At 71.6% G+C, this 22,783-nt stretch carries 25 protein-coding genes; 15 read left to right on the top strand and 10 right to left on the bottom strand.

The genetic code is table 11. The features are described 5' to 3' along the window. Positions 1-68 precede the first annotated feature (68 nt). A complete protein-coding gene (locus tag OG927_RS18890; protein ID WP_056796982.1) occupies positions 69-464 on the bottom strand; it encodes a cupin domain-containing protein in 396 nt (131 codons plus the stop codon). A gap of 290 nt (positions 465-754) precedes the next feature. Here OG927_RS18890 and OG927_RS18885 point away from each other — a divergent pair, with 290 nt between their 5' ends. After that, the gene (locus OG927_RS18885; protein WP_056796984.1) at positions 755-997 is read left to right on the top strand and encodes a ribbon-helix-helix domain-containing protein; all 243 of its coding nucleotides are present in this window, start codon (positions 755-757) and stop codon (positions 995-997) included. After that, positions 994-1,428, top strand: coding sequence for a PIN domain-containing protein (locus OG927_RS18880; protein WP_330320503.1), 435 nt, complete (start codon positions 994-996; stop codon positions 1,426-1,428). Before OG927_RS18885 ends, OG927_RS18880 begins: the two co-directional genes overlap by 4 nt. A 7-nt stretch (positions 1,429-1,435) precedes the next feature. On the opposite strand, the gene OG927_RS18875 is transcribed toward OG927_RS18880, so the two are convergent. Together OG927_RS18875 and OG927_RS18870 are read right to left on the bottom strand one after the other, a co-directional pair. Then, the gene (locus OG927_RS18875) at positions 1,436-1,597 is read right to left on the bottom strand and encodes a hypothetical protein (RefSeq protein WP_164494137.1); all 162 of its coding nucleotides are present in this window, start codon (positions 1,595-1,597) and stop codon (positions 1,436-1,438) included. Between the two features lie 16 nt (positions 1,598-1,613). Beyond that, a complete protein-coding gene (locus OG927_RS18870) occupies positions 1,614-2,579 on the bottom strand; it encodes an EamA family transporter (RefSeq protein ID WP_056796991.1) in 966 nt (321 codons plus the stop codon). A 140-nt stretch (positions 2,580-2,719) separates the two neighbouring features. Between OG927_RS18870 and OG927_RS18865 the strand changes: the two genes are divergently transcribed. Further along, positions 2,720-3,619 carry a LysR family transcriptional regulator gene (locus OG927_RS18865; RefSeq protein WP_319101034.1) on the top strand — a complete coding sequence of 300 codons (900 nt, stop codon included), beginning with the start codon at positions 2,720-2,722 and terminating at the stop codon, positions 3,617-3,619. 77 nt (positions 3,620-3,696) lie between these two features. Here OG927_RS18865 and OG927_RS18860 read toward each other — a convergent pair whose 3' ends face one another. Then, entirely contained in the window at positions 3,697-5,505 is a 1,809-nt protein-coding gene (locus tag OG927_RS18860; RefSeq protein WP_330320502.1) for an LCP family protein, read from the bottom strand. Between the two features lie 435 nt (positions 5,506-5,940). Between OG927_RS18860 and OG927_RS18855 the strand changes: the two genes are divergently transcribed. From OG927_RS18855 to OG927_RS18820, 8 genes are all read left to right on the top strand, one after another. After that, complete coding sequence (locus OG927_RS18855; protein ID WP_124281447.1) at positions 5,941-7,482, top strand: sensor histidine kinase; 1,542 nt, start codon at positions 5,941-5,943, stop codon at positions 7,480-7,482. Beyond that, positions 7,479-7,928, top strand: coding sequence for a roadblock/LC7 domain-containing protein (locus OG927_RS18850; protein ID WP_056797002.1), 450 nt, complete (start codon positions 7,479-7,481; stop codon positions 7,926-7,928). Before OG927_RS18855 ends, OG927_RS18850 begins: the two co-directional genes overlap by 4 nt. Then, entirely contained in the window at positions 7,925-8,296 is a 372-nt protein-coding gene (locus tag OG927_RS18845; RefSeq protein WP_056797007.1) for a DUF742 domain-containing protein, read from the top strand. The genes OG927_RS18850 and OG927_RS18845 overlap by 4 nt, the downstream gene beginning before the upstream one ends. Continuing rightward, positions 8,277-8,936 carry a GTP-binding protein gene (locus OG927_RS18840; RefSeq protein WP_056797008.1) on the top strand — a complete coding sequence of 220 codons (660 nt, stop codon included), beginning with the start codon at positions 8,277-8,279 and terminating at the stop codon, positions 8,934-8,936. The genes OG927_RS18845 and OG927_RS18840 overlap by 20 nt, the downstream gene beginning before the upstream one ends. Then, positions 8,933-10,168, top strand: coding sequence for a cytochrome P450 (locus tag OG927_RS18835; RefSeq protein WP_056797011.1), 1,236 nt, complete (start codon positions 8,933-8,935; stop codon positions 10,166-10,168). Before OG927_RS18840 ends, OG927_RS18835 begins: the two co-directional genes overlap by 4 nt. After that, complete coding sequence (locus OG927_RS18830) at positions 10,165-11,373, top strand: cytochrome P450 family protein (RefSeq protein ID WP_056797014.1); 1,209 nt, start codon at positions 10,165-10,167, stop codon at positions 11,371-11,373. Before OG927_RS18835 ends, OG927_RS18830 begins: the two co-directional genes overlap by 4 nt. A 96-nt stretch (positions 11,374-11,469) precedes the next feature. Further along, a complete protein-coding gene (gene serC, locus OG927_RS18825; RefSeq protein ID WP_056797017.1) occupies positions 11,470-12,588 on the top strand; it encodes a phosphoserine transaminase in 1,119 nt (372 codons plus the stop codon). Between the two features lie 150 nt (positions 12,589-12,738). Next, positions 12,739-13,350 (top strand): Uma2 family endonuclease, encoded by a 612-nt coding sequence (locus tag OG927_RS18820; RefSeq protein ID WP_330320501.1) that lies wholly within the window; start codon positions 12,739-12,741, stop codon positions 13,348-13,350. A 67-nt stretch (positions 13,351-13,417) separates the two neighbouring features. Here the strand turns inward: OG927_RS18820 and OG927_RS18815 are convergent, their stop codons facing one another. The 5 genes from OG927_RS18815 to OG927_RS18795 all read right to left on the bottom strand — a co-directional run bounded on the left by OG927_RS18815 (position 13,418) and on the right by OG927_RS18795 (position 18,414). Further along, positions 13,418-13,867 (bottom strand): DUF4259 domain-containing protein, encoded by a 450-nt coding sequence (locus OG927_RS18815; protein ID WP_209469957.1) that lies wholly within the window; start codon positions 13,865-13,867, stop codon positions 13,418-13,420. Positions 13,868-13,880: 13 nt separating this feature from the next. Beyond that, on the bottom strand, positions 13,881-14,573 hold the full coding sequence (locus tag OG927_RS18810; RefSeq protein WP_319101047.1) for a class I SAM-dependent DNA methyltransferase: 693 nt from the start codon (positions 14,571-14,573) through the stop codon (positions 13,881-13,883). 85 nt (positions 14,574-14,658) lie between these two features. After that, the gene (locus tag OG927_RS18805; RefSeq protein ID WP_330320500.1) at positions 14,659-16,389 is read right to left on the bottom strand and encodes a GAF domain-containing SpoIIE family protein phosphatase; all 1,731 of its coding nucleotides are present in this window, start codon (positions 16,387-16,389) and stop codon (positions 14,659-14,661) included. 211 nt (positions 16,390-16,600) lie between these two features. Continuing rightward, positions 16,601-17,431, bottom strand: a complete 831-nt coding sequence (locus OG927_RS18800) for an ABC transporter permease (RefSeq protein WP_330320499.1) — start codon at positions 17,429-17,431, stop codon at positions 16,601-16,603. Next, positions 17,428-18,414, bottom strand: coding sequence for an ATP-binding cassette domain-containing protein (locus OG927_RS18795; RefSeq protein WP_056797030.1), 987 nt, complete (start codon positions 18,412-18,414; stop codon positions 17,428-17,430). Before OG927_RS18795 ends, OG927_RS18800 begins: the two co-directional genes overlap by 4 nt. A gap of 105 nt (positions 18,415-18,519) precedes the next feature. Between OG927_RS18795 and OG927_RS18790 the strand changes: the two genes are divergently transcribed. Both OG927_RS18790 and OG927_RS18785 read left to right on the top strand, forming a co-directional pair. After that, a complete protein-coding gene (locus OG927_RS18790; RefSeq protein WP_319104697.1) occupies positions 18,520-19,302 on the top strand; it encodes a TetR/AcrR family transcriptional regulator in 783 nt (260 codons plus the stop codon). 31 nt (positions 19,303-19,333) lie between these two features. Then, complete coding sequence (locus OG927_RS18785; protein ID WP_056797037.1) at positions 19,334-19,735, top strand: PPOX class F420-dependent oxidoreductase; 402 nt, start codon at positions 19,334-19,336, stop codon at positions 19,733-19,735. Positions 19,736-19,835: 100 nt separating this feature from the next. Here the strand turns inward: OG927_RS18785 and OG927_RS18780 are convergent, their stop codons facing one another. Beyond that, a complete protein-coding gene (locus tag OG927_RS18780) occupies positions 19,836-20,822 on the bottom strand; it encodes a hypothetical protein (RefSeq protein ID WP_056797040.1) in 987 nt (328 codons plus the stop codon). Between OG927_RS18780 and OG927_RS18775 the strand changes: the two genes are divergently transcribed. Next, positions 20,821-21,579, top strand: coding sequence for a GDSL-type esterase/lipase family protein (locus OG927_RS18775; protein ID WP_319104702.1), 759 nt, complete (start codon positions 20,821-20,823; stop codon positions 21,577-21,579). The genes OG927_RS18780 and OG927_RS18775 overlap by 2 nt on opposite strands. Before the next feature lie 76 nt (positions 21,580-21,655). Continuing rightward, the gene (locus OG927_RS18770; protein ID WP_330320498.1) at positions 21,656-22,609 is read left to right on the top strand and encodes an endonuclease/exonuclease/phosphatase family protein; all 954 of its coding nucleotides are present in this window, start codon (positions 21,656-21,658) and stop codon (positions 22,607-22,609) included. The last annotated feature ends 174 nt before the right edge of the window (positions 22,610-22,783 follow it).

Raw genomic sequence — 22,783 nt, 5'->3', positions numbered from 1 at the left:
CAGAAAACAAGCAAGCATGCTTGCATGGTTTTTTCGCTGGGAACAACCGCGCCCGGAGAAAGGCCGGTTCAGGTGGCGAGCGGGTGCCCGGTCGTCGCGTCCACGTGGTCCGGCAGGTCGTCGTGCCGGTCACCCACGCTGGGCGTCCCGGTGGGCTCGAACATCAGGATGGCGGCGCCGGACGGAGCGTGCGGCTTGTGCTCCACGCCCCGGGGAACGGTGAAGACCGCGCCCTGCGGGAGGAGGACCGTGCGTTCGCCCGCGGGCTCCCGCAGCGCGATGTGCAACTCGCCGTCGAGGACCAGGAAGAACTCGTCGGTGTCGTCGTGGACGTGCCAGACGTGTTCGCCCGCGACCTTGGCGATGCGGACGTCGTAGTCGTTGACGCGCGTGACGATGCGGGGGCTCCAGAGGGCGTCGAAGGAGGCCAGGGCCTTGGCAAGGGAGATGGGTTCGTTGCTCATGGGTCCATCGTCGACCGGTACGACCGCCGGCACGAGTGCCAGGCATCGCCTGTGACGAAAAACGAACCGCCCTCAACCGCGGAGGCGGTCCCCCGGTCAGGCGCCGCCGGTCACCCCGCAGCCGGGGACGGGTGGCCGGCGGGCGGTCAGCACCACGGACTCCTCCTCCGCGTACCGCGGCATCCGTCCCCGCATTGCCCACCTACACGCTGTCGTCCATGGCCGCGGGCCGTAGCGAGCAGGCACCTTCCACGAGTGCCCTACGTATGGCAGGTGGTACCCTGTGGGGCATGAAAAAGACGACGGTGTACCTTCCGGAGGACCTGGAAGTACGACTGGACGCCGAGTCGTCGGCCACGGGGATCAGCAAGGCCGAGCTCATCAGGCGTGGCGTCGCAATGCTCCTCGAGAACGCCGAGCGCCCGAAGGGGACCCAGAGGCTTCCGGTCTTCGACAGCGGGCGTCCGCTCACCCCCGAGGCCATGGACGACACCCTCTACGGGCACATCAAGGAACGAGCGGCACGGCGTTGATCATCGTTGCCGACACGTCCGCCCTGTACGCCGCCTTCGATGCGGCACAGCCGGAGCATCCCGAGGCCGCAAAGATCCTCGAGCACGAGAGGCTCGCCATCTCACCGCTCGTCGTCACCGAACTGGATCACCTGGTGCACCGGGACCTCGGCTTCCCGGCCGCGATGCAGGTGATGGAGGCACTGAACTCCCGCATGGCGGACGGCCAGTACAGGCTGGCCGAGCTGAAGCCCGCAGACCTCGGTGCGGCGCACCATGTGCGCCGCACGTACGAGGGGCTGAGGCTGGATCTCGCGGACGCGGTGGGCGTCGTCCTCGCGGACCGGTACAGGACCGATCGCATCTTCACCCTCGATCAGCGCGACTTCCGGGCCATCACACCCCTGACGCCCGGATTCGCCGCGTTCCGCATCCTGCCCTTCGACGCCTGACCCACGCCTACTCGGTACGGTCGCCCTCGGCCTGCGAGGGTTCGGTCCGCGGGACGTCCGGGTGGGTCTCGGCGGCCCGGCCCGCAGGTTCGTCGCGGTCGCCCTCGGCCTGCGAGGGGGTGTGCGCGTACAGCCCGTCGTACTCATCGGTCTCCTTCACGGATCCCATGGGCGGGCCTCCTTCCTCAGGTCCCTTCCATCCTCCCTCTCCGCGACGTGGCGCGCACCGCGCCCATGCTGGCGCCGATGACCAGGGCGATGGCCAGGGCGTCGGTCGTGGAGAGCGCCTGGTCGAGGATGAGGAAGCCCGCCGTGGCGGCGATGGCGGGCTCCAGGCTCATCAGGATCGCGAAGGTGGGGGCGGGCAGCCGGCGCAGGGCCATGAGCTCCAGGGTGTACGGGAGGACCGAGCTCAGCACGGCCACCGCCACACCGAGGGCCAGCGTGGACGGGACCAGGAGTCTCGACCCGGCCTCCATGATGCCGAGGGGCAGCGAGAGGACCGCGGCCACCACCATCGCCAGGGCCAGGCCGTCGGCCTGCGGGAAGCGGCGGCCGGTGCGCGCGCTGAAGACGATGTACGCCGCCCACATGGCGCCCGCCCCCAGGGCGCACGCCGCCCCCACCGGGTCCAGACGGTCGAATCCCCCGCCGCTCAGCAGGAGGACACCGCCGAGCGCCACGCCCGCCCAGACGAGGTTGACCAGGCGGCGGGAGACGACCACGGAGAGGACCAGCGGGCCGAGCACCTCCAGCGTGACGGCCGCGCCCAGCGGAATGCGGTCGGCGGCCTGGTAGAAGAGCGTGTTCATGGCGCCCATCGCGATGCCGAACGCCACCACGGTGCCCCAGTCCGCGCGGGAGTGGCCGCGCAGCTTCGGACGGCAGATGACCAGCAGCACGAGCGCGGCGGCGACGAGGCGCAGGGTGACCACGCCGAGCGCACCCGCCCTCGGCATCAGCAGCACCGCCACCGCCGCGCCGAACTGCACGGAGAGCCCGCCCGCGACCACCAGCGCGACCGGCCCCAGGGCGGCCCTGCGTGCGCCGGGGCGGCCCGGTCGGCCGTGGCCGGGCTCGTCGAGCGCGGACACCGCCTCCGGTACGGCGACGGCTGCGGCCGGCTCTGCGGTACTCCGCGGGTCGTTCACCTGACACCTTTCAAAAGTTCAACATACTGCACTACGAAGTCTACGATACGGCACCAGACCGACGGCCCCCACCTTCTCACCGTAGGGACGCGCGCGCCGCACGTGAAATGCCGATTGCGCTCCCGTTATGCTCCCCACGCATGAGCACAGGACAGGGCGACGGCGAGGCCGGCGGACGCGGTGTCGACGTACGCCATCTGCGGGCCTTCCTCGCGATCGCCGACGAGGGCAGCGTCACCCGGGCCGCGGCGAGGCTCCGCCTCAGCCAGCCCGTCGTATCCCGGACGCTCGCGTCCCTGGAAAATCACCTGGGCGTCCGGCTCGTCGACCGGTCGACGCACCATCTCGCCCTGACCGCCGAGGGCGTCCTCTTCCGGGACAAGGCTGCCGCCGCCGTCGGCGCCTTCGACGAGGCCGTCGACTCCGGACGGCTGCGCCACTGGCCGCTGCGGCTCGGGCACGCCTGGTCGGCGTTCGGCCCGTACACCACGCCCCTGCTGCGGACGTGGCAGCAGCGCCATCCCCTGACCCCGCTCGAACTGCGGAGGATCGACGACCGTACGGCGGGGCTGACGCGGGGCGAGGTCGACGCGGCACTGCTGCGGGGGCCGGTGGACGCCCCGGGGCTCGTCACGGAGCTGCTGTTCACCGAGGACCGGGTGGCGGCCGTCGCCGCCGACGGCCCGCTGGCGGCCGGCCGGTCGCTGTCGCTCGCGGACCTGGCCGGGGAGGCCGTCGTCCTGAACACGGTGTCCGGGACCACCACGCTCGATCTGTGGCCCCCGCACGCGCGGCCGGCCGCCACGGTCACCGTCGCCAACACCGACGACTGGCTCACCGCCATCGCCGCCGGGCGGGGGGCGGGGGTCTCCGGCGCGTCCACAGCCGATATGCACCCGCACGCCGGGGTCGCGTTCCGGCCCCTCGACGACGCCCCGCCGCTGCCCGTCCTGCTGGCCCGGCGGGACGGGCCCGGGCACCCCGCACTGCCCCGACTCGTGTCACTCGCACGGGAGATCGTCGGCCGGTCCCGGCCGTGAGCGAGGCGGCGGCGACCTGACACCCGCACCCCGCGGAAGCCGCCCCGCGCGCGCCCGGAGGCGGCGCGGCGGAGGTGCTACTTCGCGCAGACCGCCTTGTCCGCCTGGACCTGCTGGATGTCGGCCGGCGCCTTCTCCGGGGCCGCGAGCGGAGTGCCCCCCTCCGTGAAGTCGGGGCCGAGGGTCAGCACCATCGGGTCCATCTCGCCCGCGTCCGTCGCGGTGGGCTTCATCACCGAGGCCGACAGGCCCATCAGGTCGGCCAGCCTGCGCGCCTGGTCCGCCTGGTTGGGGGCGTAGACGAGCTGGGTCTTCTTCACGTCCTGGGGGGCGTTGGACTTGTTGGCGGACTTCAGCACGCCCTCCTCGTTCTGCAGCCAGTCCAGGGCGTTCTGCGCGGACCCGGACGGGGCGCCACCGTTGTAGACGTCGACCCGTACGTCCGCCGGGTCGGCCATCTCGCCCTTGAGCTTGGCGGCCGCCTCCGCCTTCGCCGCGGCCTTCTCCTGCTTCTTCACCGCGGTGAAGGAGACGTCCTCGCGGATCATCGAGAAGACCTGGGGGGCCTTGGACTCGTCGAGTATGACGGTGGCCTTGTCCTGCGGGTTGTCGAGCACCGGCACCGTGGTGAACGTGATGTTCTTCGGGTCGACCGAGGCCAGCTCCATGCCCAGCTTGCGCAGCTCGTTTATGTCGGCGATCTTGTCGTCGACGGTGAGCGCCCCGGTGGCCGCCTCGGCGAGGCTCCACATCTTGGTGGGACTGGTCAGGGTGTCGTTGGACTTCAGCTTGCGCATGAGCGATCCCAGGAACTGCTGCTGGAGCTCGATCCGGCTGAGGTCGCTGCCGAAGCCGACGGAGTACCGGGTGCGCAGGAAGGACAGCGCCTCCTCGCCCTCCAGCGTGTGCTTGCCCTTCGCGAGCTTCAAGTGGGACTTCTCGTCGTCGATGTCCTTGTCGAGGCAGATCTCGACCCCCTCGACGGCGGTGCTGAGGGTCTTGACCGCGTTGAAGTCGGCCACCATGAAGTGGTCGGCCTTGACGCCGGTCAGCTCCTCGACCGTGCGCATGGTGCAGCTGGGGGTCCGGTCGAACTGCCCCAGGCTCGTGTTGAAGCGAGCGTTCGCGGTCCCGGGGATGTCCTTCGTCGAGCCGTCGTCCTGCGTCGTGGGGCAGTCCGGGACGGTCGACACCAGGTCGCGCGGAATGCTCAGCGCGGTGGCGTTCGTACGGTCCTTGGAGACGTGGAAGAGGATCGAGGTGTCGGCATGACCGACGCTCTCCTTGTCCCCGTAGCCCTCGTTCCCCGCACCGGTCCGCTTGTCGGTCCCGATCACCAGGATGTTGATGGCCCGGTCCTTGCTGAAGCCACCGGTCCCGGCCCCGTCACTGGAGACGGACGTGATCTTGCCGTTGAAGTGCTCGTAGACGAAGTAGCCCGTGGTCCCGACGCCCACCAGCAGGAACGCCATCACACCGCCGGTCCACACCAGGGCCTTCTTCTTGCCGGCCTTCTTCTTCGGCTTCGGCCTGCGGCGCCCCGTGGACACCGCGGCACCCCGGCCGCCTCCGGCGGACCGGTTCGCGGCACGGCCGCCCGGCTTCCGCTCCGGCTGCTCCGGCCGGGGGTCGTCGTCGGGCGCGTCGGTGCCACTGCGCGCGGTGCGCTGGCCCGGCACGGATGCCCGCCCGCCCGGGGGCGGTGCGGCGGGCTTGGAGCGGCGGCGCGACGCCGGCGGTGCCGGGGCGCCTCCCGGGGAGGACGGTGCGTCCGATCGCCCTGTGGAGGGGGTCAGTCGCAGTTCGTAATCACCGGTGTCCGGGTTGAGTACCCACTGGTCTGCGGGGTCGATTCCCTCGTCCCGCCCACGGCCTTGCGCGTCCACGGTTGCCTGCGTCCTCCGTCGGGGCCCACGCCGGCGCCTCCCCCTTCAAGGCGCGCGGTGCGTCATACGGCAGTGCGCGACCCGGGGGGCCGGCTGCACCGGAGCGCTCACACTAGCTGGCCACCCGCCGCTGAGCGACGATCGTGACAATTCCAGCCCCCCACAGGGGACATAACGTCACATACGGCACGCAATTCACACTCACCCCACCCGTTCACCCCCACGGCGACGACCGAAACACTCAGCCAGAGTCACTTTCAAGCCAGATTTCAAACAGAAGTGGCCACAAGGAACCCCCAAACAACTCGTCAATTCTCCTATAGTTGCCATGACTTGATCAGGAACAATCAGCTCCAGTTGTGACACTTTCACTGCAGTCACACCGAGTGTCCCGGTTGTCCCTTCCCCCCGAACCGTCCGCCCCGAGGACTCCGATTGCGCCCTTCACTCCGGCCAACCGCACTCGCTCTGCTGATTTCGGCAGCCGTTACCGGTTCCCTGTGCCTGTGGGCGGTCGCCGCCGCTCCCACCTCGGTACGGACCCCGCTGTTCTGGGGGGCGAGCGCCGCTGCCGTACTGCTGTGCGTCGCGGTGACCGTCACCGTCCACACGCTCGCCACCGCGCGCAACCTTCGCGCGCTGCGGGCCACCGACTCCGAACGCTTCACCGCCGAGACCTCCCGGCTCGTCTCGTCCTCCGCGGCCGAGGCGCAGCGCTTCACCGCGGAGACGGCCCGGATCAGGGCGGCCGCCGCCGCCGAGACCGCCCGCGTCACCGCCGAGGCCAACGGCCTGGTCGCCCGCGCCACCGAGGAGGCAGCCGAGCGCGGCGACCGGCTCACCGCCGAGGTCGCACGGCTCACCGCCCGTGCCCGGCGCAGCGAGACCGAGCGCGCCGCGGCGGTCGCCGCCTGCGCCAACGCGGCGGGCCGCATGCAGGCGCTGTCCACGAGCATGCTGGCCGACCTGCGCGAGATGGAGCACCGGCACACCGCCGAGGACGTGCTCGGCGATCTGCTGCACCTGGACCACCGCACCGCACAGGCGGGCCGTCTGGCCGACTCCATCGCCGTGCTGACCGGCGCACGCTCCGGCCGCCGCTGGGCGAAGCCGATCGTCATGGAGTCGATCCTGCGCGGCGCGATGGGGCGGATCGGCGGCTACCAGCGCATCCGCCTGCACTCCACCAGCGATGTGGCGATCGCCGGCCACGCGGCCGAGGGCGTCATGCACGCACTCGCCGAACTCCTCGACAACGCCGCCAACTTCTCGCCGCCCACGGCCGAGGTGCACGTGTACGTCGAGGAGGTCCCGGCCGGCATCGTCGTCACCGTCGAGGACAGCGGCCTGGTGATGAGCGATGTGCAGCTGCGCCGCGCGGAGCGTGCCGTGTCCGCCGAGAACCAGGACCTCACCGGCCTCTCCGGCACCCGGCTCGGCCTCGCCGTCGTCGGCCGGCTGGCCCGCAAGCACGGTCTGACCGTCTCCTTCCGGCCGTCGGCGCGCGGCGGTACGGGCGCGCTGATGATGCTCCCGCAGGAGCTCATCTCCCGCGCTCCGATCCCCGCCCCGGTCTCCGCACCCGCCCCGGCCCCGGCGGCCGGCCGCCCCGAGCCGGAGCCGGACCACGCGACGGCCGCCGCCCCGGGCTCCTCCGCAGCCGCGAAGGGCTCCGCGCCCGGGTCCGTGACCGGTTCCGCCCTGGGTTCCGCGCCGGAGCCTGCGGCGGAGTCCGGCTCGGAGTCCGCGTCCGAGTCCACCGGCGCCGTGCCCCAGTTCGGCGACAGCGGTCTGCCCAAGCGCCGCCGCGGCCGCACCCTGGCCGCCGCCGAATCCCGTACCGGCAACGCCACTCACGGCGGCGCCGACTCCCCCAGGCCCCGTGCCACCGACCCGAAGGTCCAGGCCGCGCGCTTCAGCACCTTCAGCCAGGCGGTACGAGCCAACACCCCGCACCCGGAAGGCAACACCCGATGACCGCGACCACCGACGAGAAGCTCAACTGGCTGCTGGAGGGGCTCCTGGACCGCACGCCCGGCGCCCGGCACGCCCTGGTCCTGTCCAGGGACGGCCTGAAGCTGTGCCGCACCCCCGAGCTCTCCGTCGACCAGGCCGATCAGCTGGCCGCGATCTCGGCCGGGATCCAGAGCCTGTCGCACGGCGCGTCCATCGAGTTCGGTGACGGCACCGGTGGCGTGCGGTCCGCGATGGCCGAGTTCTACGGCGGTGTGCTGTTCATCGTCGAGGCGGGCGCGGGCGCCCACCTCGCGGTCGTCGCCGCGGAGGACTCCGACGTCGGTCTCGTCGGTCACAACATGAGCGAGCTCGTCGAGCAGCTCGGCGAGTACCTCGTCGCCCCGCCCAGGACCCCCGCGGAGGCGGGCGACGCAGCGGCCCACGCCGCGGAAACCGCGGACGTATGACGTCGCCTCCGCGCCCCCGCCCCGGACGGGACGACGACCCGGACCGGCTGTACACCCTCACGGGTGGCCGCAGCCGGTCCGACTCGGCCGCGTTCGACCTCGTGACGCTCGTCGTCGCCGAGTGCGATCCGAACCCCGGGATGCAGTCGGAGCACGTCGCGATCCTGCGGATGTGCCAACGCCCCACCGCGGTCGTCGAGATCTCGGCAACCCTGAACCTGCCCGTCAGCATCGTCCGCATCATGCTCTGCGACATGCTCGACACCGGCCGGATCAGCGCCCGCCACCCCCGTACTGCCCGTGTCGCGGACCGGCTCCCCGACACCGACACCTTGGAACAGGTACTCGTTGGACTCCGCAACCTCTGACCGTGCCGCCCTGCAGGCGACAGCCGACAACGGACTGAAGATCGTCGTCGTCGGCGGCTTCGGGGTCGGCAAGACCACCATGGTCCGTTCCGTGAGCGAGATCCGTCCGCTCAACACCGAAGAGACCATGACCCGCGCGGGCGAGGCCGTCGACCACCTCGACGGCGTGCAGTCCAAGACGTCCACCACGGTCGCCTTCGACTTCGGCCGGATCACGCTCGACGCGCGCTCGGTCCTCTACCTCTTCGGCGCCCCCGGACAGGAACGCTTCTGGTTCCTGTGGGACCGCCTCTTCTCCGGGACCCTGGGCGCCGTCGTCCTCGTCGACACCCGGCGCCTGGCCGACTCCTGGTACGCGATCGACCGGCTGGAGCACCACGGCACCCCGTTCATCGTCGCGTGCAACGACTTCGGCGGGCCGCTCCACTCCGAGCAGCAGATCCGCGAGGCGCTGGACCTCTCCCCCGACGTCCCGCTCGTCGAGTGCGACGCCCGGGACCGCTCCTCCAGCAAGTACGTGCTGATCACGCTCGTCGAACACCTCCACGCACTCTCCGTCGCCCGTGCGAAGACCGCGGACGCGGCCTTGGCAGGAAGCCCTGCCCCGGCGGCCGCAAAGACCCCGGAGCCAACGCTGTGACCCAGTGCCCCGTGTCCCACGGTTCCGTCCCCCTGTCCGGGCCACGGTTCCAGACCGAGCCCGCGCAGGTGTACCGGGAGATGCGCCGCGACCACGGTTCGGTCGCGCCGGTCGTGCTCGACGGTGACATCCCCGCCTGGCTGATCATCGGTTACCGCGAGCTGCACCAGGTCACCAACGACCCGGTGCTCTTCAGCCGGGACTCGGACCTGTGGAACCAGTGGGACAACATCCCCGAGGGCTGGCCGCTGCGGCCGATGATCGGCCGCAAGCAGCCGTCGATCCTCTACACGGTCGGTGAGCGGCACACCGTCCGCGCGGCCATGATCAGCAACGCGCTGGAAGCCGTCGACCCGTTCGCGCTGAAGGGGTACGCGGAGGAGTTCGCCGACGGTCTCATCGACCGGTTCTGCGCGACCGGACGGACCGACATCATCGCCGAGTACGCGATGCTGCTCCCCGCCCGGGTGCTGGCGAAGCTCTACGGGTTCAGCGACGAGGTCGGGGGGCCGCTCGTGGGAGCGCTCAACGACATGATCAACGGCACCGAGCGGGCCCTGGCCGGCCAGCAGCACCTCGGCGGGGCCATGTACCAGCTCCTGGCCGACAAGCACGCCGAGCCCGGCGACGACGTCGCGACCAGGATGCTGAACGACCCCGGCGGCTTCACCGACGAGGAGATCGCCCAGGACCTCATGGTCATGATGGCGGCCGGTCACCAGCCCGCCGCCGACTGGATCGGCAACTCGCTCCGGCTGATGCTGATCGACGACCGCTTCGCCGCATCGCTCTCCGGAGGCCGGCACAGCGTCGCCGAGGCGATGAACGAGGTGCTCTGGGAGGACACCCCCACCCAGAACGTGGCCGGCCGCTGGGCCTCCCGCGACACCCACCTCGGGGGACGGCACATCCGCGCCGGCGACATGCTGCTCCTCGGCATCGCCGCCGCCAACGCCGACCCGCAGGTACGCACCGACGGCTCCACGCTCACCGGCGGCAACAACGCCTTCCTCTCCTTCGGCCACGGCGAGCACCGCTGCCCGTTCCCGGCCCAGGAGACCGCCGAGGTCATCGCCCGTACGGGGATCGAGGTGCTCCTGGACCGGCTCCCGGACATCGACCTCGACGTGCCCGAGAACCAGCTGACCCAGCGCCCGTCCCCGTGGCTGCGCGGGCTGGCGGAGCTGCCGGTGCGCTTCACCCCGACCCCTGCACTTGGAGGCCAGAAATGACCCGGATCGTCCTCGATCCCCTCGTCGCGGACCTGGACGGTGAGAGCGCCGCACTGCGCGCCGCCGGGCCGCTGGCCGAGGTGGAGCTCCCCGGCGGGGTGCACTGCTACGCGGTCACGCATCACGCCGAGGCGCGCCAGCTGCTCACCGACCCCCGTGTGGTCAAGGACATCAACGTCTGGAACGCCTGGCAGCGCGGCGAGATCCCCATGGACTGGCCGCTGATCGGCCTGGTCAACCCGGGCCGCTCCATGCTGACGGTCGACGGCGCCGACCACCGGAGGCTGCGGACCCTGGTCGCGCAGGCGCTGACGGTGAAGCGGGTCGAGCGGCTCCGGGCGGGCATCGAGGCGCTGACGAACGCGAGCCTGGACCGGCTCGCCGCGCTGCCGAAGGGCGAGCGCGTCGACCTCAAGGCCGAATTCGCCTACCCGCTGCCCATGAACGTCATCAGCGAACTGATGGGCGTGGACGCGGCCGACCACCCGCGGCTGAAGGAGCTCTTCGAGAAGTTCTTCTCGACGCAGACCCCGCCGGAGGAGGTGCCGCAGATGATGGCGGACCTCGGCAGCCTCTTCACGAAGATCGTGGACGGCAAGCGGGCGAACCCGGGCGACGACCTGACGAGCGCGCTGATCGCGGCCTCCGAGGACGGCGACCGCCTCACCAACGAGGAGATCGTCAACACGCTGCAGCTGATCATCGCGGCGGGTCACGAGACCACGATCAGCCTGATCGTCAACGTCGTCGAGGCGCTCCAGACCCACCCCGAGCAGCGCAAGCGCGTGCTGAACGGGGAGGTGCCGTGGGAGAACGTGATCGAGGAGACCCTGCGCTGGAACACTCCGACCACGCACGTCCTCATCCGCTTCGCGACCGAGGACATCGAGGTCGGCGACCGGGTCCTGCCCAAGGGCGAGGCGCTGATCGTCTCCTTCGGGGCGCTCGGCCGCGACGAGCAGCAGTACGGGCCCACCGCCGGCGACTTCGACATCACCCGCTCCCCGAACCGGCACATCGCCTTCGGCCACGGCCCGCACGTCTGCCCCGGTGCCGCGCTGTCCCGGATGGAGGCCGGAGTGGCCCTTCCGGCGCTGTACGAGCGCTTCCCCGAGCTGGACCTGGCGGTACCGGCCTCCGAGCTCCGCAACAAGCCGATCGTGACCCAGAACGACCTGCACGAGCTCCCGGTCGACCTCGGCTGATCCTTCTGTTCGGTATGTCGGCCACGGGCCGTGTCGCTCGTCTCATCCGACGGACACGGCCCTCCACCGGGTCACGGAGGGACTACGCTCCGGATCGTGGCCGATATCAAGATTCCCGCTGACATGAAGCCCGCCGACGGACGTTTCGGCGCCGGACCCTCCAAGGTGCGGACGGAGGCGCTCGACGCGCTGGCCGCCACGGGCACCTCTCTTCTCGGTACGTCCCACCGCCAGGCCCCGGTCAAGAACCTGGTCGGCGAGGTACGCGACGGTGTGCGCAGCCTCTTCTCCCTCCCCGAGGGATACGAGGTCGTCCTGGGCAACGGCGGGTCCACCGCCTTCTGGGACGTCGCGACGCACGGTCTCATCGAGAACAAGTCCCAGCACCTGAACTTCGGCGAGTTCTCGTCCAAGTTCGCGAAGGCGGCCAAGCTCGCCCCGTGGCTGGCCGACCCGACCGTCATCGCCTCCGAACCGGGTACCCACCCGGATCCGAAGGCCGAGGCGGGCGTCGACGTCTACGCCTTCACCCACAACGAGACCTCCACCGGTGTCGCCGCCCCGATCACGCGGGTCGCCGGCGCCGACGAGGGTTCACTCGTCCTGGTGGACGCCACCTCCGGTGCGGGTGGCCTGCCGGTCGACATCACCCAGACGGACGTCTACTACTTCGCTCCGCAGAAGTCGTTCGCCTCCGACGGCGGCCTGTGGATCGGCGTCTTCTCCCCGGCGGCCCTGGAGCGCGCCGCGCGTGTCCACGCCTCCGGCCGGCACGTCCCGGAGTTCTTCTCGCTGCCGACGGCGATCGACAACTCCCTGAAGAACCAGACGTACAACACCCCGGCGCTCGCCACGCTCTTCCTGCTGAACGAGCAGCTGAAGTGGATGAACACCCAGGGCGGCCTGGACTTCACCACCGGCCGCACGGCCGCCTCCTCGCAGAACCTGTACGGCTGGGCCGAGGAGTCCAAGTACGCGACCCCGTTCGTCACCGACCCGGCGAAGCGCTCGCAGGTCATCGGCACGATCGACTTCGAGGACGGCATCGACGCGGCGGCGATCGCCAAGGTGCTCCGCGCCAACGGCATCGTCGACACGGAGCCCTACCGCAAGCTGGGCCGCAACCAGCTCCGCGTGGCGATGTTCCCGGCGATCGACCCGGCGGACGTCCAGGCGCTCACCGCGTGCATCGACTACGTGATCGACAAGCTGTAACACCGCCGCGTACGAGACGGCCCCGCACACGTGATGAGTGCGGGGCCGTTCCGCGTCATCCGGTCGGGTGACGCACCGCCTACGGGACGAAGTGGGGCGCACCGTCCTACGATGACGCTCTCGACACCAGCCCATCCCAGGAGGCCCGCAATGTCTGCAGCAGCAGTCGAGCACCCCTGTGACGATGAGCCGGAACCCATGCTCGTGACGGCCAACCACCTCACGGAGCAGCTTCCGGGTTATCGCGTCGAGATCATCGGAGGCGTCATCACCGTGGCCCCACCCCCGGACGGCCCGCACGCCAATGCGCTGACCACACTCATGATCCCCTTCCTGGCCGCAGGTCTCCACAACGACGAGACCAGGGTCCTCCAGGCGATCGGCCTGTGGCTGCCCGGCGGCCCCGAGGACTACGCCATCCCGGACCTGGCCGTCGTCGACGCGGATTTCGACGAGCATCTGATCGAGAACAACTGCTACGACCCGGCCGTGTTCCGTCTCGTGCTGGAGGTCACCTCCAGCAACTACAACAACGACCTGCGCAACAAGGTCACTTCCTACGCCGAGGCGAAGGTCCCGGCGTATGTGATCGTCGACCGCAGACACAGCAGGATCCATGTCCTGACCGTCCCCGCCGGCGGCACGTACGACAGCCACCAGATCTACGCTCCCGGTCAGACCGTCACGCTCCCGGAGTCGATCGGCGCCGAGGTGACGCTCGACGTGGCCGCCCTGGTGAAGGCCGGACGGCCCCGTAGCTAGGTTCTGCCCGTGCCGGCCACCACGCTGCCGGACGTGACGAGTGCCGGGTGCCGTGGGTCGTCGGCCCTCAGCCCGCTTCCTGTTCCCCGGCTCCCTGCGCGCCACCCGCACCCCGCGCCAGGACCTCGCGGAGGGCGAGCACCCCCGCACGCCACTGCTCGTCCTGTCCCACGTCCGCCCACAGCTCCCGCAGCTCGGACTCGTCCGCGACGACCCGGTCCAGGGCCAGCACGGCCAGCGGGCCCAGGTCGGGGGCGAACCGGGGCAGTGGCTCGTCGGGGCCGTACGCGGTGTCCACAGGGGTGCCGCCCTGCCGTTGGGCCGCGAGCAGCGCCGCCGAGGCCACCGCCAGGACAGCGCCGTCGGCGTCGAGGTACTCCTCGGGTCCCGTCCCGACGACGAAGGTCAACGCCTCCCTGATCACGCTCTCGCGCTTGTCGGACGGCGCGTCGTCCAGACTTCCCGCGAAGTCCGCGGCCGCGTCGCTGTCGAAATGGCCCATGCCCCAGGTCCCCATCGGAGCCCCCTCCTCAGTCGGTGTCACCATCCTGCCGCCCACCACTGACAACGGGCTTCCGCGCCAGCAGGAAGGCCTGGCGGGTCGTCTCGGGGAAGTCGCCCGTGTCGTCGATCTCGCGCACCACCCGGGCACTCACCGTCAGCCCCGCCCCGGTCAGGCGTCCGGCCACCCACTCCGGATCGCGGCGGCGGAAGTCGAGGTCGATGTCGTGCCCGAACCCCTCCGTGCGACGCAGCACCCCGTCACCCGCCTGGAACCCCAGCAGGAGGTGGCCGCCGGGGGCGAGCACCCGGAAGAACTCGGCGAACACTCCCGGAAGTTGCCCGTCGGGTACGTGGATCGTGGAATACCAGGCCAGCAGCCCGCCGAGTCCGCCGTCCGGCAGGTCCAGTGCGAGCATGGACCCCTCCTCGAACCGCAGTTCCGGGTGATCGCGCCGGGCCGCAGCCAGCATCCCCGGGGACAGGTCGATGCCGAACACGTCGGCGCCCAGACCGTGCAGAAAGCCCGTCACCCGGCCGGTGCCGCAGCCCACGTCGGCGAGCGGCCCGCCGCCGTTGTCCCGTACGAGCTCGGCGAACGCCACCAGCAGGGCCCGTTCGAGGGGCTTGGCGGCCAGCTCGCCCCGGAAGCGGGTGGCGTACTCGTCGGCGATGGCGTCGTACGACGCCCGGGTGCTCTGGAGGAAGTCGAAGGCGGTCACGGTCGGGCACTGTAGCGGCACCCCCTCGACCGGGGCACCCGTGAGCCGGCGCACGGGCGTGGTGTGCGGCTCGCCCGGGGGCCGTTCAGCTCCCGCCCGTGACGCGGACGACGAGCACCGCCACGTCGTCGCGCTGCGGGACGTCCTCCAGCCCCAGGGAGAGCGCCTCCAGGAGGTGTGGCAGTGGCCGGTCGCCTTCGGCCGACAGGGTGGACGCCGTCTGCCGGATACTCACGTCGATGTCGTTGTCACGGCGCTCGACCAGCCCGTCGGTGTAGAGCAGGAGCACGCTGCCCGGGAGGAGTTCGTGCGTGTGGTCGTGGCGGGCGGGGCCGTCCCTGGAACCGAGCAGGAGGAGGTCGTGCTCCCCCAGGGTCGAGACCCGGCCGTCGGGGGTCCGCAGCAGCGGGGGTGGATGGCCGGCGTTGGACCAGGTCAGCCGCCACCGGTCACCGTGCGGGTCCAGACGGGCGTGCACGGCGGTGGCGCCGGGGCCGAGGGGCAGTGCGTCGAACGCCTGGTCGACGGCGTCCAGTGCGGCGGCGGGTGAGTGGGCGGGATGTCCGAGGCTTGCCTGGCGGAGCATGCTGCGGACCTGGCCCATCACCGCGGCGGCCTGGACGTCGTGGCCGATGATGTCCCCGACGGACAGCATCAAGGCGGCCCGGTCGGCCGCCGGGTGCGGCAGCAGGTAGGCGTCGTACCAGTCGCCGCCGACCATGTCCTGGTCCGTGGCCGACAGGTAGAGGGCGGCCATGTCGAGGCCCGGCACGGTCGGGAGCTCGGTCAGCATCGCGGCCTGCAGCTGTTCGGCGGTGCTGAGACGGACCTCGACGAACAGGGTGCGCTCCACCGCCTGGCTCACGTACTCGGCCACCGCGGTGAGGACCGCCTCCTCCGTCACCTCCAGGATGTGGGCGGCGTCCCAGCACCACATCAGCACGCCACGGCCCCGGGACAGCGGCACGCAGAGCGCGGAGTGGAGACCCAGGGAGTCGTACCCCGCCACCGCCTCGGGGCTGAAGCCGGCCACGAGGGCGTCCCGGTCCGGGACGAAGACGGTGCGCTGCTCCCGCATCGCCCGCGTACTGGGGAAGGCCGCGTCCATCTCCAGACGGTCGATGACGGTCTCCACCGGCAGCACGTTCTCCGGGTCGACCACCCGCCACAGCCCCCGGTGGTCCGCGAGCAGCAGTCCCACGTAGGACGGTTCGGCGGGCCCGCGGAACAGCCGGCGCAGTCGCCTGGTGATGTCCGTCAGGTCACGGGAGTGGCCCAGTTCGACCGAGGAGCGCAGCAGCAGGCCGGCATGGTCGCGGTCCTGCCTGATCCGCTCGCTCGCGATCCGCAGACGCAGTTCCACCGAACAGGCGGCGGTGAGGTCACCGAGGTCCTGCAGTTCGTCCTCGGTCCACTTCCGGGGCACGTGGTCGATGGCACACAGCGACCCGAGGACGTGTCCGTCGGCGTCGGTCAGCGGCATACCGGCGTAGGCGATCACCTGGAGGTCGGGGATGGCCAGGCTGTAGCAGGTGAGCGGATTCTGCCGCGCGTCATCGAGGATCAGGGGCCGGCCGCTGGCGACGACGTGCTGGCAGAAGGAATGACTCAGGGGTGTCCGGCGCCGCCCCGCCCAGGGCTCGGCGAGTCCGACCATCCCGGGAAAGACCTGCCGGTCCGTCTCCAGGAGCGACACCAGTGCGACCGGGACGTGCAGGAACCGGGAGACCAGCCTCGCGAACCGGTCCATGCCGGGATCGGCAGCGGCGGTGAGCCCTGCGAGCCGCAGGGCTTCCAGCCTCCCCAGTTCGCCCACTTCAGGGCCTCCGTCGATCGCTTGGCGGGAGCTGCGGCGTGCACGCACCCCGCCCTCCGACGGTATAAGACAATTCCCCCCATGTCGTGATCAGTGACCGTGCTCCCGGTCCGGCGCCCGCCCCGGGTCGGCGCCCACCCCGGCGCGAGAGCCCTGGGGCAGGCGCCCAACACCCCCGCCGCACCGGCCCGGCGCGCCGCGGCCCGGCAGGTCAGCGGCTGAGGCGCTGGAACCTGCGTACGGCCAGCGGCAGGAACACCAGGGTGATCACCAGCGGCCACACCAGCGCCATCAGCAGCGCGTGCTCCTCGACCCAGGTGCCGCCGCTCGCCACGGGGTTGCCGAACAGCTCCCGGGCCGCGGTCACCGTCGAGGAGACCGGGTTCCACGCGGCGGCGGTGCCCAGCCAGCCCGGCATCAGCGAGGGCGCCACCAGGGCGCTGGAGATCATCGTGACGGGGAAGGCGACGGCGTACAGGCCACCCGCCGACTCGGGGGTGGGAACCATCAGCCCCAGCCAGACGCCCACCCAGATCAGGCTGAACCGCAGCAGCAGGAGCAGCCCGAAGGCGCCCGCGGCCTCCAGCGGTCCGCCGCCCGCCCGCCAGCCGATCGCGAGTGCCGTGAGCGCGAGGATCGTCAGCTCGGCGCAGGCCACCACGAGGTCCGCGGCCCCGCGCCCGACGGCGACGGCGGAGGGGGCCATCGGCATGGACCGGAACCGGTCGATGACCCCCTTGCCCGCGTCCGTCACCACGGCCATGGCGGTGTTCATGAAGCCCATGGTCATGGTCGTGGCGAACATGCCGGGCATCAGGAACTCCCGGTAGTCGCCGCCCCCGGGCACCTTCATCGCGCTGCCGAAGACGTATCCGTAGAGCAGTACGGAGACGATCGGGAAGCCGAGCTGCCAGACGATGGCGAGGGGCTGGCGCTGGTAGTGGGTGAGGCTGCGCCGGGTGATGTTCCAGCAGTCGGCGAGCAACCAGTGGGCCCGGCTCCGCTCGGGGCCGGTGCGGGCGTTCAGTTCGAGCACGGTCATGCCGCGACCTCCAGATCCGTGCCGTGTCCGGTCAGGCGCAGGAACACGTCGTCCAGGCTGGGCCTGCGCAGCCCGATGTCCTCGACCGCGATGCCCTCGTCCTGGAGGGCCCGCGCCACTTCGGTGAGCGCGGCCACCCGGTCGCTGACCTGGGTGTGCACGCGCCGGCCGGTGTCGTCCGTCACCACGAGCCCGCCGCCGGCCACCCGACCCACGGCCTTCGCCACCGCGGGGAGGTCGGCCGCCTCGGCGGCGACGACCTCGATGCGGTCCCCGCCGACCCGGTCCTTCAGTCCGTCCGGGCTGTCGTCGGCGATGGCCCGGCCCCGGTCGATGACCGTGATGTGCGAGGCGAGCCGGTCGGCCTCGTCCAGGTACTGCGTGGTCAGCAGTACGGTCGTACCGCCCGCCACCAGGGCCCGTACGGCGTCCCAGACCTCTCCCCGCCCACGCGGGTCGAGCCCGGTCGTCGGCTCGTCCAGGAAGAGCACCGCGGGCGCGAGGATCATCGAGGCGGCCAGGTCGAGCCTCCGCCGCATGCCCCCGCTGTACTCCGTGACGCCTTTACCGGCGGCCTCCACCAGGTCGAACCGCTCCAGCAGCTCACCGGCCCGCCGCCGCGCCCCGGCACGGCCCAGGTGGAACAGGCGGCCGAACATCTCCAGGTTCTGCCGGCCCGTGAGCACCTCGTCCACGGCGGCGTACTGCCCGGTGAGCCCGATCCTGCCCCGTACGCCCCGCGGTTCGCGCGCCACGTCCAGTCCCGCGACCTCGACCCGGCCGGCGTCGTACCGGAGCAGGGTGGCGAGCACCCGCACGGCCGTGGTCTTCCCCGCGCCGTTCGGCCCGAGCAGGCCGTGCACGGTCCCGGGGCGGACCGCCAGGTCGAATCCGTCGAGCGCGCGTTTCTCCGCCGCCCCCTTCCGGCCCCCGTAGCGCTTCACGACTCCTTCGGCCAGCACCGCGTATCCGGATGCGGACATGGCTCACTCCCCTCTCGGCCGTCGCTGCCGACAGCCACTGAGTACGCTGTACCCAAATGAGAGTACACCGTACCCAGTTCTATGCGGGAGGCTTACCCTGAGGCCATGACGAAGAGCGGACCGGCAGCGGCGGCAGACGGCACCACCACCGGCAGCGGCGACATCGCGCGCAGCCTGGAGCTGCTGTGGGGCACCGGTGAACGCCCCAGCCGGGGGCCGAGGCCAGGCCTCACCCTGGACCGGATCGTCGCGACCGCCGTGGACGTCGCCGACGCCGAGGGGCTGGCCGCCCTGTCGATGCGGCGGCTCGCGGCCGAGCTCGGGACGGGCACGATGAGCCTCTACCGGTACGTCCCCGGCAAGGGCGAACTGCTGGATCTGATGCTCGACCGCGTCCAGGGCGAACCGCTCGCGGCGGACGCATCACAGGTACCGGACGACTGGCGGCGGGCCATCGACGAGATGGCCCGGACCTACCGGGACAACCTCCGCGCCCACCCCTGGCTCCTCAAGATCAACCAGGCGCGCACCGTCCTCGGTCCCAGCGCCCTGCGCGGCATGGAGCTGGCCCTGACCGGTCTGAAGGACATGGGTCTCGACGGACCCGAACTGATCGGCGTGATCATCACGGTCAACAGCTACGTGGAGGGCTTCGTCCGGACGGAGAGCCACGCCACCGAGGCCGCCCGGGAGACGGGCCTCAGCCACGAGGCCTTCTGGGAGAACCAGCGCCCCTACCTGGAGCGGGCCATGCTGAGCGGTGCCTATCCGCGGATGGCCGCACTGCCCCACGACGCGTTCGGAGACGGGTTCGACCACTTCGCGTTCGGCCTCGGCCGTCTCGTCGACGGCTTCGAAGTGCTCGTGCGGGAGCGCGCGCGGAAGTGACGCGGCACCGGATCCGTGGACCATGGAAGGTATGGAGACGATCCGCGAGCTCGAGCCGTTCGTGAAGCAGTACGCCGTTCTGCTCAGCTCCCGGCGTCAGGACGGATCCGAGGTCCACACCCCCGTCAACATCGCCGTCGAGGGCGATCACGCCTACATCCGTACGTTCTCCTCGGCCTGGAAGGTGGACCGGATGCGCAACCACCCGGTCGTGCGGATCGGTCCGTGCACGGTGGGCGGCCGGCCCACGGGGCCGCAGATCGAGGCCCGGGCCCGGCTGCTCCAGGCCGGTTCGGCGGAGGACACCCACGCGGCGCGGATGATCTCGCGCAAACACCCGGCCCTCCAGGGGGTGGTGGTACCGCTGGTCCACCGGGTGAAGCGGGACCGGACGCTGCACTACGAGCTCCGCCCGTTCACCGACGACGACTGATCCCGCGCCCGGCCCCGCGCCCCGCCGTGTCCGCCACCGCGGACGGCCCGGGTCGCATCACTCCCGGCCGCGTCTCCCCCGGCTCATCACCCCTGGCACATCACCCCTGGCCGCGCCGCCGCTTGACGCCGATCGCGGCCAGCACGATCACGCCGATGAGCACGGCGCCCCCGGTCACACCGAGCTTCCCGTCCCCGCCGGCTCCGGAGGAGGACGCCCCGTCCTCCCCGGAGGGCGTCTTGCTGCCGCCCCCGTCGCTTCCGCCGCCCTCGACGTCCACCCGCACCACTTCGCTCCGCTCCCCCTCGGAGCCGAACATCATCGCCGAGCCGTCCGCCGTGTACGTCACCGACTCGGACTGCCCCTGGATCGGCGCCCTCACCCGGTAGTCCGCGCCGAGCCTGCCGTCCTCGAAGGCGTATCCCCGGGTGCTGAAGTAGGAGCGGAGCAGCAGGTCCTTCCCGTCCGGCGAGAACGCCCCGTCCGTCACCCACGGCACCTCGCCCACCCGCCGGAACACGTTGGCCCCGCCCGTGGTGAGCTTCGCGGGGCCCTCGTAGAGACCGCCGCCGTCCTCGTTCTTCGACGCGATGTACACCCGCCCCGTCTTCGGATGGACCATCAGCGCCTCGGCGTCGCGTGCCCCGTCGGCGTACTTCACGTCGAACTGCGTGGCCTGGACGGTGGCGTCCGCGAGTTGCTTCGGCTCGGGGAAGCGGTAGATCCAGACGTGGTCCCACGACCCGCCGAGGTTGTCGCCGATGTCCCCGACGTACAGACTGCCGTCCGGCCCGAGCGAGATCGCCTCCACGTCGCGGGGCTCCCCCACCCCCCGCATGGTGATCGTCGCGACGGTCTTCCCGGTCCGGGAGTCGACGGCGTAGACGTAGGGCCCGTCCTCGCTGTCGTTGTGCGTCCAGTAGACCCCCGGGTGGAGGCGGCTGGCGGCGAGGCCGCTGGACTCGGTGATCCGGGGGTCCTCGATCGTGAAGGTCCGGTCGGCCCCGTCCCCGTCGTCCGCCGCGGCGGGCACCGCCCCGGTGAGGAGGAGTACGGCGGCGGCAGCGCAGACAGTCAGCGATCTCATGGCACAAGTGTCCACCGTCACGTATCAGGCCGGAGCCGTGATCGGCCATGATGGCGCCATGCGTTTTCTCTTCGTCGGCGACTCCATGACCGTGGGCAAGGCCGGTGACTTCACCTGGCGTTACCGCATGTGGCAGCACCTCGAAGCGACCGTCGGCGACGGCGGGTACGCGATCACGGGCCCGCGCGCCGGGCTGTACGACACCGGGGCGGACGCCCCGCTGTCCCACGCGTACGGCGACCCGGCCTTCCCGGCGCCCGCGAGGCGGCACCTGGCCGGGTGGGGCGAGGGCTGGCTCCACATGGCTCCGGTCATCGCGGACACGGTCACGGCGGCCCGCGCGGACATCCTGCTCGTCTCGCTCGGCCTGATCGACCTCGGCTTCTACACGGACAGCGAGCAGACGGCCGGGAACGCACGGGCGTTCGTCACCGCCGCCCGGTCCGCGAACCCGCACGTCAAGATGGTGCTGCTGCCCGTGATACCGAACATACGGGCCGAGTCCGACGCACCCTTCGCCGCCGAGTGCGACCGCTTCAACATGCTGCTCGCCAAGGTGGTCGCCGACCTGGACGACCCGCGTTCCCCGCTCCTGCTGGCCTCGCACCCCGCGGGATACGACCTCCGCACGGACACGTACGACGGCACGCACCCGGGCCCCAGCGGCGAGCACAAACTGGCCGGGGCCTTCGCGGACGCGATGCACCAGGCGTGGGAAGTGGGCGGCCCGTACGCGGGCGTGCCCGCCTTCGCCTGAGGCGCCGCAGGGCCCGCCCGGAACCGGTCCGGTGGGGGACGGCGACGGCGTGGACGGCAACGGGGAGGAACGTGCGATGACGAAGCCGGAGAACAGCGGCGGGCCATGGGGTTCGCGGAGGGGGCGGGTCCTCGGGCTGCTGGCCGTCCTCACCGCCCTCCTCCTGGTCTTCCACCCCGCGGTGCCCCAGACGCCCGGCCACGCGGGCAGCCTCCTCGAAACGTTCCTGCCCTGGCTGGGCCTGGCCGTCCCCGTCCTGCTCGTCCTGGCCCTGCTGCGCCGCTCGTACGTCGCGCTGACCGCGACCCTGCTGCCGGCCGCCGCCTGGCTCGGCCTCTTCGGCGGTCATCTGCTCCCCGCCGACGATTCCGCGCCCACCCTCACGGTCCTCCAGCACAACGTCAGCGACGAGAACCCGGACCCGGCGGGCACGGTGCGCACGCTGCTCCGGGCCGGGGCCGACCTCATCGCCCTGGAGGAGCTGACGCCCGCCGCTCTGCCCGCGTACGAGGCCACCCTGTCGGCGGACTATCCGCACCGCGCGGCCCGGGGCACGGTCGGGCTCTGGTCGAAGCACCCCCTGTCCGACGTGCGGAAGGTGGACATCAAACCGGAGTCCGTCGGGGACGGCTGGGACCGCGGGCTGCGGGCGACGGCCCGGACGGCACGGGGCGAGGTCGCCGTGTACGTCGCGCATCTGCCCTCGGTCCGGCTGGGTCCGGGCAGCGGATTCAGCTCCGGCCCGCGGGACGAGAGCGCGGCCCTCCTCGGTGCGGCCGTCGCCGCCGAGCCGCTGGACCGGGTGATCCTCCTCGGAGACCTCAACAGCACCCTGGACGACCGGGGGCTGGAACCGGTCACCTCACAACTGGCCGGGGCCGAGTCCGGCTTCGCGTTCAGCTGGCCGGCGAAGCTGCCCCTGGCCCGGATCGACCAGGTCATGGCCCGGTCGGCGACGGTCACCCGCGTCTGGTCGCTGCCCGGGACGGGCAGCGACCATCTGCCCGTGGCCGCCCGTATCAGGTTCTGACCTGCGTCCGCACCGGCCCGGACGGATCTCGGGCCGCGCCGTGGACACCATCGGGGACGGGCAGCCGACCCTGCGGGTCCTGACCGCGGGCGACCGGCGCGAGGTCCGCCGCGGCCCCCGAACTACGCCACCGGCCCGTGGATCCCAGGGCCGGCATCGGGCCAGGGGTCGCCA

The organism is Streptomyces clavifer, from assembly GCF_036345975.1.
GTDB classification, from domain to species: domain Bacteria; phylum Actinomycetota; class Actinomycetes; order Streptomycetales; family Streptomycetaceae; genus Streptomyces; species Streptomyces clavifer.
The sequence above is the reverse complement of the archived record's forward strand: the minus strand, read 5'-3'. Positions and strand labels throughout refer to the sequence as shown.

Bases quoted from the DNA above. Each gene is read 5' to 3' on its own strand.
- OG927_RS18830 (WP_056797014.1), top strand. From the start codon at position 10,165: ATGACCCGGATCGTCCTCGATCCCCTCGTCGCGGACCTGGACGGTGAG.
- OG927_RS18775 (WP_319104702.1), top strand. From the start codon at position 20,821: ATGGCACAAGTGTCCACCGTCACGTATCAGGCCGGAGCCGTGATCGGC.
- OG927_RS18890 (WP_056796982.1), bottom strand. From the start codon at position 464: ATGAGCAACGAACCCATCTCCCTTGCCAAGGCCCTGGCCTCCTTCGAC.
- OG927_RS18780 (WP_056797040.1), bottom strand. From the start codon at position 20,822: ATGAGATCGCTGACTGTCTGCGCTGCCGCCGCCGTACTCCTCCTCACC.
- OG927_RS18850 (WP_056797002.1), top strand. From the start codon at position 7,479: ATGACCGCGACCACCGACGAGAAGCTCAACTGGCTGCTGGAGGGGCTC.
- OG927_RS18795 (WP_056797030.1), bottom strand. From the start codon at position 18,414: ATGTCCGCATCCGGATACGCGGTGCTGGCCGAAGGAGTCGTGAAGCGC.
- OG927_RS18875 (WP_164494137.1), bottom strand. From the start codon at position 1,597: ATGGGATCCGTGAAGGAGACCGATGAGTACGACGGGCTGTACGCGCAC.
- OG927_RS18785 (WP_056797037.1), top strand. From the start codon at position 19,334: ATGGAGACGATCCGCGAGCTCGAGCCGTTCGTGAAGCAGTACGCCGTT.
- OG927_RS18790 (WP_319104697.1), top strand. From the start codon at position 18,520: ATGACGAAGAGCGGACCGGCAGCGGCGGCAGACGGCACCACCACCGGC.
- OG927_RS18820 (WP_330320501.1), top strand. From the start codon at position 12,739: ATGTCTGCAGCAGCAGTCGAGCACCCCTGTGACGATGAGCCGGAACCC.
- OG927_RS18770 (WP_330320498.1), top strand. From the start codon at position 21,656: ATGACGAAGCCGGAGAACAGCGGCGGGCCATGGGGTTCGCGGAGGGGG.
- OG927_RS18815 (WP_209469957.1), bottom strand. From the start codon at position 13,867: ATGGGGACCTGGGGCATGGGCCATTTCGACAGCGACGCGGCCGCGGAC.
- OG927_RS18885 (WP_056796984.1), top strand. From the start codon at position 755: ATGAAAAAGACGACGGTGTACCTTCCGGAGGACCTGGAAGTACGACTG.
- OG927_RS18865 (WP_319101034.1), top strand. From the start codon at position 2,720: ATGAGCACAGGACAGGGCGACGGCGAGGCCGGCGGACGCGGTGTCGAC.
- OG927_RS18845 (WP_056797007.1), top strand. From the start codon at position 7,925: ATGACGTCGCCTCCGCGCCCCCGCCCCGGACGGGACGACGACCCGGAC.
- OG927_RS18800 (WP_330320499.1), bottom strand. From the start codon at position 17,431: ATGACCGTGCTCGAACTGAACGCCCGCACCGGCCCCGAGCGGAGCCGG.